Here is a 14,857-nt window from a genome sequence, read left to right on the forward strand (position 1 = left end):
CGGACACTCACCCGGCTGCGGGCGGTCGTGCCTGGACGATGGGGCTCCCACCCCGAGTACCGCCACCGCCACCGCTACCGCCACCGCCCTCGCTTCGCCTCCATCGCCGCGCGCCCCTCCGCCCCCTTCCGCTTCCAGTCCTTCCGCATCTCCGCCCTGAGCCGCGCATCCGTCTTGGCCACGATCCGCTGGTTCTCCCGCAGCAGCTTGCGGTAGCTCTCCAGCCGCCGCACCGGCAGCTCCCCGGAGTCGATCGCGGCCAGCACGGCGCATCCGGGCTCGGCCTCGTGGGCGCAGTCGTGGAACCGGCACCGCACGGCCAGTTCCTCGATCTCGGAGAAGACCTGCCCCACGCCGGTCCCGGCGTCCCAGAGCCCGACGCCCCGCAGCCCCGGCGTGTCGATCAGTACGCCGCCTCCGGGCAGGACCAGCAGGTTGCGGGTGGTCGTCGTGTGACGGCCCTTGCCGTCGACGTCCCGGGTGGCCTGTACGTCCATGACGTCCTCGCCGAGCAGTGCGTTCGCGAGAGTGGACTTGCCCGCGCCGGACTGCCCGAGCAGCACGGACGTACCGCCGGATACGACCGCGGCGAGGACGTCGAGCCCGGCGCCGTCGACGGCGCTGACGGACAGCACCGGCACACCGGGCGCCGTGGTCTCCACGTCCTGGACGAGATGGCCGAGGGTGGCGGCGTCCGGGACGAGGTCGGCCTTGGTGAGCGCCACTACGGGCTGCGCGCCGGACTCCCAGGCCAGGGCCAGGAAGCGTTCGATCCGGCCGAGGTCGACCTCCACGGCCAGGGACACGGCGACGATCGCGTGGTCGACGTTGGCCGCGAGGATCTGCCCCTCGGACCGCTTGGAGGAGGTGGAGCGCACGAAGGCGGTACGGCGCGGCAGATACGTCCGCACGTAGCGGGGGTTGCCCGCGGGTTCGACGACCGCCCAGTCGCCGGTGCACACGACCCGCAGCGGATCGTGCGGGGTGACGAAGGCGGTGTCGGCGCGCACGACCCCGTCAGCGGTGACCACGTCGCACTGTCCGCGGTCGACCCTCAGCACCCGTCCGGGCAGCAGCCCTTCGGACGCGTAGGGGGTGAACTGGTCCGCCCATGCCTCGTCCCAGCCGTAGGGAGCGAGAGCGGAGAAAGCAGAGGTGGTAGTCAAGGGTGACCCTTCGAAGGGCGGCCCCGGCCCGGCGCGCACTCGCGCGCGACGGAAGAGAACGAAGATCAGCCGGCGGCCACGGAGGTGGAGTTGACGGACTTCTGGATGCGGGCAGCGCCCATCGCAGTGACAGCCATCGGTCAACACCTCCCCAACCAAGCCGAGTCATCCCGCGGCGACCTCCCGTCACCGCTCGAACAGCACTGACACTAGGGACGGTCAGGCCGCGACGCCACCGAATTACGGCACGGGTCGTTCCGTGCCGTAGAGCGTCTCCAGGTTGACCAGTTGGATGTCAGGGGCAGTCTGCGCGGCCGCGTATGCCTTGTCGTGGAAGTCCGTGCCGCTGAGACACATAAGTCGAGCGCTGGTGGTGTCGTAGCGTCCCGCTTGGGTGATGAGATCGCGGATGTGGCGAAGGCGCTCGACGTGAGCGATGCCCATCGTGTCGTTCCATTTGGCCTCGCCAATGGCCAGAAGCGGCGGCTTGGAGCCCGTCGGCGTACCGATGACCGCCACATCCACTTCATGTCCGACGCGAGCCTTGGGATCGTGCACCGCACCGTGTCCGACCCGGGCGGGCAGACCGCCGATCAGTGCGGGGTCGGCGTGGTGCAGCGCCCAGTCGCGGCAGATCCCAGACCGGTCGCATGACGGCGTAGAGGTGGTAGTCAAGGGTGCCCCCTCGAAGGGCGGCCCCGGGGTTCCGCCCGCCCCGGCGTCAGGCCTTCGTGCAGTTCTCGCCGTTGAGGGTGAAGTCGTACGCCGGGGAGTTCTTGCCGCGCCAGGAGGAGAGGAAGCCGAAGGCGAGGGAGCCGTCGGCGGGGACCTTCTTGTTGTAGTCGGCGGCGGTGGCGGTGACGCGGGAGCCGTTCTGGGAGAAGCTCGCGTCCCACATCTGGCCGACCTGCTGCCCGTCCTTGAAGGACCAGGTGACCCGCCAGTTGTCCAGGGCCTCGGCGGTGGTGACGGTGACGGTGGCCTGGAAGCCGTCGGGCCACTGGTTGACCAGGTCGTAGGCGACCTCGCAGGCGGCCGGGGCGCTCGCCTCGGGGTCCGGGTCGCCGCCGCGGGCGGTGGAGGAGGTGGTGCCCTGGGGTTCCGGGTCGGGTGCCGAGCGCTCGGAGCGGTCCGAGGCACCGGTCGCCGACGGCTCGGGCGAGACGGTCGCCGAGTCCGAGGGCCGCGCGCTGATGGACGGTTCGGAGAAGCCGGGGTCGGCCACCGGCTGGCGGTCGGAGCCGTCACCGGGTCCCGCGGCGCCGTCGCCGGTGGAACCGAAGGGCATCATCGAGGCGGCGAGCGCCAGCAGGGAGACGATGACGGCGGCGACGAGCAGGCCGCCCCGCACGACGCGCGCCTTGTGCGCGCCGGGGTTCGGGGGCACGTCCGCGGGTGCCGGGCGTCCGGCGCCCAGCCGTACCTCGGCGGCTCTGCGGCGGCGTTCCAGATAGGCGAGGCCGCCCCAGCCGATCACACCGCTGGCGAGGGCGGTCGGCAGCCCGCCGCCGTGCAGCCGGAGACAGGCGGCGGCCTCCGCGCACTCCACGCACCGGGCGAGGTGGCGGGAGAGGTCGTCCGGGGTGTCGGCGAGGGGTGAGCGGGTGACCGCGTCGAGCAGCCGGGCGTAGCTGCGGCACTGCGCGGCCATCGGCGTGTCGAGGTGGTTGCGGTGGCAGCGGTCCCGGAACAGGCCCCTTACCTGGTCGAGTTCGGCGGCGACCGCGGCCGGGTCGAGGCCGAGCCGACGTGCCACGACGGACATCGGCAGGGCCTCCACCTCGGCCAGCCACAGCAGCGCCGCGTCCGCTTCCTGCATGTCGCGCAGGCCGCGCAGCGCGAGGGGGCGCTGCAGCGGGGGTCCGGTGTAGCGGGCGGCGTTGTCCGAGTTGAGCCACAGCCGCAGCTCCGGGTCGAGCTTGTGGCCCTGGCCGTCGGTCTCCCAGGCCGTCGCGGTGGTCCGAACGGCCGTCAGCAGCAAGGGTATCCGGGGCAGCCGGGCCGAGCGGCGGCCGGCGTTGCCGGATGTGCCGGTCTCACCGGCACGGGCCTCGCGTATGCCGAGCGCGAAGGCCTCGGTGGCCAGCCGGGTGGCCGCGGCGGATCCGGCGGTGCACAGGTCGGCGTACGAGAGCACGGCGTCCCAGCACTCGGAGAACAGCGCGGCCTCGGCGGCGTCCTGGGGGGTCGGCAGGTCGGGCATGGGTCTCCTGCATCCACGAGCGAGGTCAACTCACCATATTGGCAACGGAGTTGGGTGGAACCTCGCAGCAGAGCACGAGCTTTTCACGTTTCCAACACAACTGACAAGCGCCGTGTTCAGATGTCATGACAGACCGTCGTGCCCCCACAACTCCAGCCACTTGTACGGATGCGAGCCCCGTTCGTCTCACCCATACGGTCACCTATACCGTGGCGGACTCCTCCGCCGGAAGGCTGTCCATGAAGGAAATGACCGAGAACACCGGGCGGCGGGGTCCGGACGGGCCGTATCCGGACGGGCCGTATCCGGGCGGGCCGTATCCGGGCGGGCCGTATCCGGGCGGCGAGGACAGGCCGAAGTCGTCCATGGTGGCGCGGTAGGCCTCCAGGAGCCGGATGTGGTACTCCAGCGGCGCACCCAGCGGGTTCGCCTTGCCGAGCGGGGTCGTCGACTCGGGGCACCAGGTGGTGAACCGGGGCGTGATGGCCTCCCGCGGCACATGCGGAAAGCACTCCATCAGATCCTCGACCAGCGCGGTACGGCTGCCCATCCCGTGCCTCCTCCCGGCTCAGGCGTTCGACTCCTCACGGTAGGCCCCCGTCCGTGGGCTCGGAGTGCCGGGCCCCCGCTGGGCGCTTCCCTGTGGCCCGAGAGGTTTCGCCGTTCCTACGCAAACGCGTCACCTCATCTGATAAGCATCGCTACAAGTCCACGTCGCGCCGGGCCGGCCGGACGTGGCACATGAGAGCACCGCGGGGGGACGGGTGGCCGCTTCGGGCAGAGCTCAACTGGTCTTTGTGCACGGCATCGGTGCCCTGCGCAACGCCGAACAAGAACGGCGCACCTGGTTGGAGTCCCTGGCCTGCGGCGCGCGCCGGGCCGGTCACAGCGACTCCGTCTCGGGGCTGACCCGGGGCTGGCTGGCCGACGTCCGATTCGCCGACTACAGCGACCTGTTCCTGGACCGGGAGCGGCAGGGGGACGCCGTCGGGGCGTCACTCGACGCAGACGAGGCCTTCTTGCTGAACCTCGTCGAGAAGCTGATCGATGAACTCGCGCACCAGGCCCGGGAGAGGAACGACCCGCTGATGCTGCAGGTGGTGGAGGACGCCCGGCAGCAGTTGCCCGAGCCGACCGGGGGCGGGGCAACGGACCAGCGGCAGGGGGTCGGTGAGCCCGTGCGTCTGCTGGCCGGGGTCCTGACCACACTGCTCCAGATCCCGGGGCTGCGACGAGCTGCCCAGTGGGCGAGCGGCCGGTCGCTGCTGGGCCAGCTCGCCCAGGTGGGCCGTTACCTGGGGCGCGGCGAGCCGGACGCCGCCGGCCGGCCGCTGGACGCGCGGGTGCGGGAGCGGGTGCTGCGGGGCATGGAGCCCGGTCGGCCGCTCGTGGTCGTCGCCCACTCGCTCGGCACGGTGGTGGCCTTCGAGGCCCTTCAGCGGTACGCCGGACCGGTCCGGCTGCTGGTGACACTCGGCTCCCCGCTCGCCACGGCCACGGCGGTGCTCCAGCGGGTGCGGCCCCGGCCGGCCCGCACCCCGGAGCCCGTCGAACGGTGGCTCAACTTCTGGGACCGGGACGACATCGTGGTCTGCCGGCCCCGTGTGCGGCGCTGGATGCTGCCGAACCGGGCGGGGGTGCTGCCCGTCACCGACCGGGTCGACTCCGACGGGATCTGGGTGCACACGGCGACGAAGTACCTGCGGCAGCCCGCCTTGGCCGGACCCGTGGTCGAGGCTCTGAAGCGATGACCGGTCCGACGGCTCGGCACGTGCTGGTGATAGCCGCCCAGTGCGGTTCCATGGTCCGTCTGACGCGGCTCGGGCGGGCGGCGCGGGATCTGCACGCCGTCCTGACCGATCCGGTCCTGGGCGGCTGTGCCCGCCGGATCGGCGCCCACCGGTCCCTGCTGATCGGCGACGACCTCTCGCCGGAGGACGTCCGCACGGCCATGGGCGAGGCGGTCGCCCGGGCGCGGGCCGACTCGGCCGTGCTGATCGTGGCACTGCTCGGGCACGGGTTCACCCCGCCGCAGCAGACCGACCTGTACTACATGGTCGGCGGCTCCACGACCGAGAGCACCGGCTCCGCCGTACACGTCGGGCAGTTGCTGTCCGACGCCGCCGACACAGCGGGCGTGGACGGCGTCATCGCGCTCGTCGACACCTGCCACGCGGGCGGCGCGGTGCCGGACGCCCGCCGGCTCGCGGGCGGGGTGCGGTCGGGCCGGGCCCGGCTGGCCGTCCTGACCGCGGCGCTCGCCGGTCAGGACGCCCGCGACCTCAAACTGACCTTTGCCCTCACCGAGGTGCTCCGGCAGGGCGTCGCCGGGGCCGGGAGCGCGTTGTACGTGGACCGCACCCTCACCGGGACACTCCGGGAGCGGGTCGGCGGCCAGGCCGTCGGACGTGCCGAGTACGACAACGACCCGTACGCCCTTCAGGGCCTGTGGCTGGCCCGCAACGCGCGGCACCCCGCGGCCGGCTCCGGTGAGTGCGTCGGCCCCCTCGGGCGGCGGGTGCTGCGTGAGGCGGTGGAGATGTGGCGCAGGACGGCCCGCATCCCCGAGCGGCTGACCCTCACCGTGCTGGAGGAGCTGCACGACTTCGCCCGCACCGGCCGGCCCGGCGACGAGACGGAGCCCCTGTGGCGCGAACGGGTCGCCGAGGTGACCACCGCGCTGCTGGAGTGCGTGCGCGTGGCCGACCTCGTCGACGACACCCTGGACGACGCGCTCACCAGCGACCTGCTGCGCACCGCCGGGCGCCTCGCCGGATTCCCGCCCGTACCGGAGGACGGGGCGCTGCTGCGCGATCTGCTGGAGTACGCCGCCCTGCGGGCCCAGCCGGCCGACAGCGGCAGGCCCGGGCAGGGACTTGCCCGGTTCCTCGCGGCCCTCGCCGACCTCGCCGGGCTCGGCACCGAGCACAGCCCGCTGCGTGCCTGGGCCCGGCAGCACCGGCTGACCACGGCGTTCAACGACGCGCTCAAGGACTTCACGGCGGACCGCGAGCAGCAGCGGCTGCGGCTGGTCATCAGCCTGGCCGGGGCGTGGACCGGCTGGCCGGAGGAGGTGGAGGCCTATCTGGTGCGCGGCGGCGCCGACCGTCCCGCCCAGTGGAGCACCCGCTGTGTCCCGCCCGACCCCGTGGGGGTGGGCCTGGCCATCGGGAAGGCACTGTCCTGGGCACGCGGCCAACTGCCCGCCCCCGACCTGCTGGTGCACGTCGACGTGGCCGCGCCCGCGCATCTGGTGGCCCGGTGGCAGCCGGAGGAGGCGATGATCGGTCAGCACTTCCTGGGCGCCCATCACTCCGTCATGGTCCGCTGGAGCGGCCGGCTCGACCCCGCTGCGGGCAACGCGGAGACCAACGACGCAGCCCGCAAATCCCTCCAGGCCATGGCCGCCTGCGGACGGGTCCCGGTGGAGTGGGTCGACGCCGGAATCCTGCACGACCGGCCCGGTCTCGAGTTCGCGCTGAGGGCCGGGCAGTACGCCACGGCGGTGGGCGTGGACCACCACCCCGAGGACCTCCCGGACCTGCTGGAACTGCTCCTGCCGTACGCGCCCATCGTCCTGTGGCCGCGCCAGGACGCCCGTCCGGCCGACGACCGCCTGCGGAGGGTGGTACGGCAGCAGTGGCACACCCTGCCCGGCGGCTTCGTGGATGCCTACCGCGCCCGCTGGAAGGCCCACCGGGACTGCCTGCTGTGCCTGGGCGACATCCGGGCCGTCTGGCACGACGAGTACTGGCTTGAGTTCTGCCGCCCCTTCGAACGACGTGTCATCTCCGCTCTGGAGGAGGAATCGTGACCTGGAAGCCCTACTACCACGGCGACGGGATACGGCGACGAGCCGCGCTGGCGCCCGCGCCGCCGTGGCGGACGTTCCCGCGCGCCTCCCAGCACCGCGAGTACCAGCCGCCGCCGGGCCTGGCCGACGCCGTCAACGCGGCCCTGCACCTGCGCCGCCCGCTGCTGGTGACCGGGCCGGCCGGATCAGGGAAGTCCACCGTCATCGAACAGGTCGCGCACGAGTTCGATCTCGGGCCCGTGCTGCGCTGGCACATCACGTCCCGCAGCACTTTGGCCGAGGCGCTCTACCGCTACGACGCCCTGGGCCGCATCCACGCCCAGAGCCTGCGCAGTGCCACCGGCCGGACCGCCCGGCACCACCGGCTCGCCGGCCGGCACGGCGACGACATCGCCCCCTTCCTCCAGCTCGGCCCGCTCGGCACCGCGCTGCTTCCGGCGGAACGACCCCGGGCCCTGCTCATCGACGAGATCGACAAGAGCGACCTCGACCTGCCCGGCGATCTGCTCGATGTACTGGAGCGCGGCGAGTACGAGGTCCCCGAACTCGTCCGTCACCGGCGGCGCAGCGTCGGCGTCCGCCTCTGGGACAGCCAGGACACGCACACCGTCGTCCACGGCCGGGTCCACTGCACACAGTTCCCGTTCATCGTGCTGACCAGCAACGGCGAACGGGACTTCGCCCCGGCCTTCCTGCGCCGCTGCATCCGCTACACGATGCCGAGCCTGACGGCGGACCTGCTGCGGGACATCGTGCGCGCGCACTTCGACGGGCTGCCCGACGGCGGCGCCCAGGACCTGATCCGGGAGTTCGCCGAGCGGGTGGGACGCGGCGAGCACCTGGCCGTCGACCAGCTCCTGAACGCGGTGGCCCTGCTCACCGGCGATTTCGCGCCCGAGGACGGCCAACGGCAGGCCCTGCACGACCTGTTGCTGGCCGAGCTGTCCCGTGCCTGACGGCCCTGACGGCCGACTGGGCTCTCCCCCACCCGACGGCCCCCACCACCAACCCAACCCTCCCGCACCCTACGGACCCGACCACCGATCCAACCGTCCCGCACCCGACGGCCCCAACCGCCGATCCAACCCTCCCGCACCCAACGGACCCGACCGCCGATCCAACCCTCCCGCACCCAACGGCCCCCACCACCAACCCAACCCTCCCGCACCCAACGGCCCCCACCACCAACCCAACCCTCCCGCACCCAACGGACCCGACCGCCGATCCAACCCTCCCGCACCCAACGGACCCGACCACCGATCCAACCCTCCCGCACCCAACGGCCCCAACCGCCGATCCAACCGTGCCGTGCCCGACGGTCTCGACCGGTTGTTGGCCGCGCTGGTGGCGTGTGTTCCGGACGGCACGGACGCTCGCGACATGGCGGACGCCGTGTGGCTCGCCGCGGCCCGCTCGGCCGACGCCGGCCCCGTTGCCGCCGCCGCGTCCGAGGCTCCCGAGCCGGCGGCCGTCGAACCCGCCCCGCCCGAGGCGCCGCCCGACCCGGCCCCGCCACCTGGCGCCGCACCGCCCGATCCGGGGGTGTCCGCCCGCACCCCGGGCAGCGGCGACCGGGTCCGCGGCACCCCGCTGTCCGTGGGCCGCGCGGACGCGCTGCCCGAGACGCTCGCCGTCGGCCGTGCGCTGCGGCCGTTCCGGCGTACCTGGCGGGGCGGCGGCAGGACCCGGCTGGACATCGACGCCACCGTCGACCACTTCGCGCGCGGCGGGCCGCTCGTCCCGCTGTTCTCCCCTCGCCCGGAACGGCGGTTCGAAGTCGTCGCCCTCGTGGACACCTCCCTGTCGATGAGCGTGTGGCACGAGACCGCACGCACCCTCACCCGGCTGCTCGGCGGCCTCGGCGCCTTCCGGACGGTGTCCACCTGGGAGTGGACGTGGGCCGACGCGCAGCCCCTGCTGCGCGACCACCGGGGCACACCGGTCCCCCCGGACCGGGTGCCCCACCACGGCAGCGGAGCCCACGGCCGACGGCTCCTGCTGGTCTTCTCCGATTGCGCCGCCCGCGGCTGGCACGGGCCGGCCCCCTGGCGGCTGCTCGGCGACTGGGGCCGGCGCGTCCCCGTCGTCCTCGTCGATCCGCTGCCGCCGCGTCTGTGGCGGCGCTCCGCCCTCGACCTGCCCGCCGTGCGCGCCACCGCCGCCGTCCCCGGCGGCCGCAACAGCACCCTGCGCCACCGGCTACCGCTGCGCTGGCGGCCACACCCCGGCCGCCCGACGGAACCCGGCCCCTGGCAGGCGCTCCCGGTCGCCACCTGCACCCCGTACTCCCTCGGCCGCTGGGCGAGCACCCTGATGGGCAGTGACCCACAGGGCTGCGACGCGGTCCTCGTCCCCGCCGCCGGGCGCCTGCCGCGCGCCGAACCCGCCGACGCCGAGCCCGCCGCCGACCCCGCGTCACTCGCGGACGCCTTCCTTCGCACAGGCTCCGCGCCCGCCGTCCGGCTCGCCATCCTCAGCTCCCACCTGCCCGAGATCACCCTGCCGCTGCTGCACGCCCTGCGCGCACAGGCCGTACCGGAGGCCCGGCTCTCCGACCTCGCCGAACTCCTCACCAGCGGCCTGCTCACCGTGACCCGCGTCCCCGGGCACGACCCCGTTCTGGCGTTCCGCGAACCCGCCCGGTCCCGGCTCGGCGCCCACCTGACGACCCACGACGCGTGGCAGACCCTGCGGGCCCTCACCCGGCATCTGGAGACCCATCCGCACGCGCCGCACGGCATCGCGGCGGTCCTGCACTCACCGGGGGCCATCGGTGAACTGCCCGCCCAGCTACAGCCGTTCGCCCATGCGACGCTGGCGACCCGGCGGCGGCTGGGGATCTCGGACGGCGGGAGCGGAGGTGCCGAGGAGGCGGGTGAACGGCTGCCGGACCTCGTGCACATCGTCGAGTTCGGACGGATCACCGAGTTGAGCGGAGGAAGTCATGTCCAGCTGACGGGTGCCGGAGTCCTCCTGGCCGCGCGCCTGGTTCTCGCGGCGACACCTCCGCCGCTGCCGGGCCAGGGCCCGCTTGTGGCGATGAGGTCCCGTGGCCACGGCGAGCGGGATCGAGCCCGATGCCGGCAGATCTGGCGCAGCCGGGAGTTCGGCGTCGCCCTGTACCTGACCGAGGCCGGCATCGCCGGTCCTGTCGACGCCACCCCCACTCCGGCCTGGGCCGAGCCCGCCCCGACGGCACCGCCCGTGCCGTGCCGCACAGTCGTCTCCCCGGCGCCCGGAGAACCGCCCTCTTTCCTGACCGGCGTCCTGCACGGTGATGTCGTCGGCTTCGAACCCGCGGCCCCGCAGCCGTTGTCCGTCCCGCCCGGCGCACCCGTGTTCCACGGGAGCGAGTTGCTGGGCCTCGCCCGGACTGTCGTACGGGAACCGGGCGAGCCGGACCGGCTCAGCGTGGTCGGCATCGGTGACCTGGCCCGCGACCGGGGCTTCATGGCCGAGGTGAACCGGCACCTGCCCCAACCGCCGCGCCTGCGCGTCCTCGGCGCCGCGCCACCCCCGGCCGCCGTCCCCAAGCGGCCCGCCCGCTTCCTGATCGGGAACCTCCCCCGCCCCTGGCTGGGCGGCCCTTCCCAGGCCGCCGCCCTCGCCCGGGACTGGGAGGACACCGCCGGGTTCGGACTGATCGTGCTGGGCGGCGAGTCGGCGGCCGAGAAGCGGTCCTACGCCGCGAGCGCCGTCCGCCGCGAGTGGGACGAGCGCAGGGTGGACCTGGTCGTCTGGGTCACCGGGAGCAGCACGGCAGGGATCCGCGCGCGGTACGCCGAGGCGGAGGCGGTGATCGCCGGCACGGACACGGCCGGCACGGACGACGGCGTACGGGCCTTCTTCGACCGGCTGCGGAGCATGACCCGGCCCTGGATCGTCGTCGTGGACGGACTGGACGAGGTCGTACTGCCCGACGAGGTACGACCGCCGCTCACGACGTACGGACGGGTCGTGGTCACGGGTACGGGGCCGCGGCTGCGCGCGCCGACGCAGGGCGGGACGCGGAGCCGGCGTCGACGCCGGCTCGGGCTCACTGACTCCCCCTATTTCTTCCTCAGTTGGGCAGGCGACGAGAGCGCGCCCTATGTCATGCGTTTCTACGACGATCTCGTGGCCGAGCTCAGGGACCGGGATGCGGATCTGCGTGCGCAGCCGCCCTTCCGGGACCTTGAGCACGTCAAGCTCGCTGCCGATTGGGCAGAAGTGCTGGGCCGTGCCGTCGGTTTCTGCCGGACTTTCGTGGCGCTGTACTCACCGTCGTACTTCCGCAGCTGGTCCTGCGGAAGGGAGTTCGCGGCCTTCTCGGACAGGTTGACGCGGTACCGGGAACTCACCGATGTCGACGCCCGCGCGCTCGTCCCCGTCCAGTGGGCTCCCCCGGCCGTCTCACTTCCCGATGCGGCGGCGCGGTACCAGCTTCTGGACCCCGGCCAGGGCGAGCCGTACGCACAGCACGGGCTGCTGGAACTGCTGCGTACCGAACCGTCCGGCGAGCCCTACCGCCGTGTGGTCCAGTCCGTCGCGGACGCGGTCCACAGGGCGGCGGAAGTCTTTCACCTGCCCATCGCGCCGGACCTCGATCTGAACTCGGTCCCGTCCGCCTTCCCCGGACAGCAGGTGTCCGAGCGGTCCGCTCATGCCCGCGTGTTCGTCACGCCCGATGCGTCCTCCCTGGCTCCCCGGGTACAGCGGGTGATCACGGAGGAAGGGCTGACCACGTCCGTGCACCTCATCGACGGCTCACTGGCGAGAAGCCTGCACAGAGCCGAGCAACTGGCGCAGATCTGCATTCTGATCGTCGATCCACGGAGCCTCAGCGACACCGAACTGCGCGCAGCGCTCCTTGCGTTCGACGGCCGGAACCATCCCCTCACCGGCGTGATCGTCCCCTGGGAGCACGACGAAGGCTTTGCCCAGGACGACGAGGCTCTCTGGGACGGCGTCCGGGAGGTGTTCTCGCGCAACTGGGTGCGCCGCAACGACCCGCATGAGCCCTTGTTCCGCATCCGCGTGACCAGTGAGCGGCTCGACGAGGTGCTGGCCGTCATGGTCGCGGTCGCCGTGAACCGGCTCATCGACGCGACACCCCCGCGCCGGCTGCCCACCGGACCGCTGGCCCCGCCCCTGCCCGGGCTGGCGTCCCCGAGGAGGGCCGAGGCGCATGACGAGTGACATCGGCGGCCGGGGCAGGATCGTCACCTTCTACTCGTACAAGGGCGGCGCGGGGCGCACGATGGCGCTGGTCAACGTCGGCTGGATCCTGGCCTCGGCCGGGCGACGGGTCCTCGTCGTGGACTGGGACCTGGAAGCCCCGGGCGCGCACAACTTCCTTCACCCGCTGCTCGTCGACACGCACCTGCGGTCGACCGACGGCCTCATCGAGCTCGTCCGGGGGTATGTCAGCGAGGTGCTCAGGCCGCCCGCCGAGGACGAGCCGGACGACGGGGACTGGCTGCGGGCCTGGGTGCGCCCCGCCCGGTATGTCACCGGGACCGATCTGCGTCTGTCCTCCGGCGGTCGCCTGGACCTGATGCCCGCGGGGCGGCAGCAGCCGCGGTATGCGGCAGCCGTCTCGACCTTCAACTGGTATCGCTTCTACGAGGCGCTCGGCGGTGGAACGCTCCTCCAGACGCTTCGGGGGGAGCTGACCGCGGCCTACGACTACGTCCTCGTCGACTGCCGGGCGGGCGCCGCCCCCACGGTCGGGATGTGCACCGTCGCGCTGCCGGACGACCTTGTCGCCTGTTTCCCCTACTCCTTGCAGAGCATCGAGGGTACGGCCGCGACGGCCGTCACCGCCCAGCGGTCCGCACCGCGTCCCCTGCGGGTGCTGCCGGTGCCGATGCGGGTCGAGGACAGCGAGCGGGACCTGCTCGAACGGGCGCGTGACACCGCCCGGGAGGTGTTCGCCCCCTGCCTCTCCTGGCTCGTCGACGGCGACCACGACCGCTACTGGGGGGAGGTCGAGACCCCGTACCGCTCCTTCTACGCCCACGAGGAAATCCCCGCCACGGTGGGCGACCGCCCCGCCCAGCCCGGCACCCTGCTCGCCGCCTACGAGCGGCTGACGTCCTGGATCAGCGACGGCACGGTCACCTCACTGGTCCCGCTCCCGGAGGAGGAGCGCCGGCGGCTGATGCGGGCCTACCGCGACCGCGATCCGTACCCGGACTACCCGTCGCGGTAGGTTCCTGCCGTGACCTGCCGGATCTGCGAACTCATCCGGATCTGCGCACCCATGGGGAGGGGCGACCGTATGACCGGGACCGTGACCAACTGGGCCGGCAACATCACCTACACCGCCGCGGAGCTGCACCGCCCGCGCTCGCTCGGCGCGCTCAGGTCCCTGGTGGCCGACAGTGCCCGGGTGCGGGTGCTGGGCAGTGGGCACTCCTTCAACGAGATCGCCGAGCCGGGGGCCGAGGGCGCTCTGCTGTCACTCGCCGGGCTGCCGGCCGAGATCGATGTCGACACGTCGGCCCGTACCGTGCGGGTCGGTGGCGGGGTGCGGTACGCGGAGCTGGCCCGGGTGGTACACGGGCGCGGGCTTGCGCTGCCCAACATGGCGTCCCTGCCGCACATCTCGGTGGCCGGGTCCGTCGCCACCGGCACCCATGGCTCGGGGGTGGCCAACGGCTCGCTGGCGGCGCCCGTGCGCGAGGTGGAGCTGGTGACGGCGGACGGATCGACGGTGCGGATCGGGCGCGCGGACGCCCGGTTCGGCGGGGCCGTCACCTCGCTCGGCGCGCTCGGTGTGGTCACCGCGCTCACCCTGGATCTGGAGCCGGCGTTCGAGGTGGAGCAGCATGTCTTCACCGAACTCCCGCTGGAGCGGCTGGAGTTCGAGACGGTCGCCAAAGCCGCGTACAGCGTGAGCCTCTTCACCGACTGGCGTGCGCCCGGCTTCCGGCAGGTGTGGCTGAAGCGGCGTACCGACCAGCCGCTGCCCGACTTCCCCTGGGCCGCGCCCGCCACCGAGAAGCTGCACCCGGTGCCGGGCATGCCCGCGGTCAACTGCACGGAGCAGTTCGGCGTCCCGGGGCCGTGGCACGAGCGGCTGCCGCACTTCAGGGCCGAGTTCACGCCGAGCAGCGGCGCCGAGCTGCAGTCGGAGTACCTGCTGCCCCGCCCGTACGCCCTGGACATGCTGCACGCGCTCGACGCGATCCGTACGCGGCTCGCTCCCGTCGTGCAGACCTGCGAGGTGCGCACGGTCGCCGCGGACACCCAGTGGCTGAGCCCGGCGTACGGGCGGGACACGGTGGCCGTGCACTTCACCTGGGTCCAGGACGCGGACGCGGTGCTGCCGGTGGTGCGGCGGGTGGAGGAGGCGCTGGACGGGCTCGACGCCCGGCCGCACTGGGGGAAGGTGTTCGCGGTGGCCCCGCTGGACCGGTATCCGCGGCGCGGCGACTTCCGGGCGCTTGCCCAGTCGCTCGACCCCGGCGGTAAATTCGCCAACGCCTTCGTGCGGGACATCCTGACCGGCTGAACACGCGGGAGACTTCCTACACCCCCTTTCCTAACCCCTTGTCGAAAGTCTTCGCAGCCCATAGCCTTGCGCCGCGCCGGTGCCGACGTCGACCCGGCCCGAGCTGAGGGGATGGAGGCCGACCCGGTGCTGTGCCTTTCCGGGGGACAACCCCCGTACCCCCGGCCGAACGATGT

Annotated in this window: 9 protein-coding genes and 1 pseudogene; 6 read left to right on the plus strand and 4 right to left on the minus strand. The window is 73.0% G+C overall.

Going from position 1 to position 14,857, the window contains the following annotated elements:
* Window positions 1-74: 74 nt before the first annotated feature.
* From rsgA to GFH49_RS00120, 4 genes and pseudogenes are all read right to left on the minus strand, one after another.
* The gene (rsgA, locus tag GFH49_RS00105; RefSeq protein ID WP_155053651.1) at window positions 75-1,166 is read right to left on the minus strand and encodes a ribosome small subunit-dependent GTPase A; all 1,092 of its coding nucleotides are present in this window, start codon (window positions 1,164-1,166) and stop codon (window positions 75-77) included.
* 240 nt (window positions 1,167-1,406) lie between these two features.
* Entirely contained in the window at window positions 1,407-1,841 is a 435-nt protein-coding gene (locus tag GFH49_RS00110) for a hypothetical protein (protein WP_230396074.1), read from the minus strand.
* 46 nt (window positions 1,842-1,887) lie between these two features.
* Entirely contained in the window at window positions 1,888-3,369 is a 1,482-nt protein-coding gene (locus GFH49_RS00115) for a cellulose-binding domain-containing protein (protein WP_155053652.1), read from the minus strand.
* 202 nt (window positions 3,370-3,571) lie between these two features.
* Window positions 3,572-3,853, minus strand: a pseudogene (locus GFH49_RS00120) (hypothetical protein); the annotation flags it as partial.
* Window positions 3,854-4,166: 313 nt separating this feature from the next.
* On the opposite strand from GFH49_RS00120, the gene GFH49_RS00125 reads away from it, so the two are divergent.
* The 6 genes from GFH49_RS00125 (at window position 4,167) to GFH49_RS00150 (ending at window position 14,681) form a co-directional block, all read left to right on the plus strand.
* Window positions 4,167-5,120 carry an alpha/beta fold hydrolase gene (locus GFH49_RS00125; RefSeq protein ID WP_230396075.1) on the plus strand — a complete coding sequence of 318 codons (954 nt, stop codon included), beginning with the start codon at window positions 4,167-4,169 and terminating at the stop codon, window positions 5,118-5,120.
* On the plus strand, window positions 5,117-7,183 hold the full coding sequence (locus GFH49_RS00130) for a vWA-MoxR associated conflict system protein (protein ID WP_230396076.1): 2,067 nt from the start codon (window positions 5,117-5,119) through the stop codon (window positions 7,181-7,183). The genes GFH49_RS00125 and GFH49_RS00130 overlap by 4 nt, the downstream gene beginning before the upstream one ends.
* Window positions 7,180-8,139, plus strand: a complete 960-nt coding sequence (locus tag GFH49_RS00135; RefSeq protein ID WP_155053654.1) for an AAA family ATPase — start codon at window positions 7,180-7,182, stop codon at window positions 8,137-8,139. Before GFH49_RS00130 ends, GFH49_RS00135 begins: the two co-directional genes overlap by 4 nt.
* Before the next feature lie 352 nt (window positions 8,140-8,491).
* Window positions 8,492-12,361: a TIR-like protein FxsC gene (locus tag GFH49_RS00140; RefSeq protein ID WP_155053655.1), complete on the plus strand. Its 3,870-nt coding sequence runs from the start codon at window positions 8,492-8,494 to the stop codon at window positions 12,359-12,361.
* Window positions 12,351-13,376: a ParA family protein gene (locus tag GFH49_RS00145; RefSeq protein WP_155053656.1), complete on the plus strand. Its 1,026-nt coding sequence runs from the start codon at window positions 12,351-12,353 to the stop codon at window positions 13,374-13,376. Before GFH49_RS00140 ends, GFH49_RS00145 begins: the two co-directional genes overlap by 11 nt.
* A gap of 69 nt (window positions 13,377-13,445) precedes the next feature.
* Complete coding sequence (locus GFH49_RS00150) at window positions 13,446-14,681, plus strand: FAD-binding protein (RefSeq protein ID WP_155053657.1); 1,236 nt, start codon at window positions 13,446-13,448, stop codon at window positions 14,679-14,681.
* Window positions 14,682-14,857: the final 176 nt, after the last annotated feature.

The sequence above is a fragment of the Streptomyces blattellae genome (assembly GCF_009709555.1).
GTDB classification, from domain to species: Bacteria; Actinomycetota; Actinomycetes; order Streptomycetales; family Streptomycetaceae; genus Streptomyces; species Streptomyces blattellae.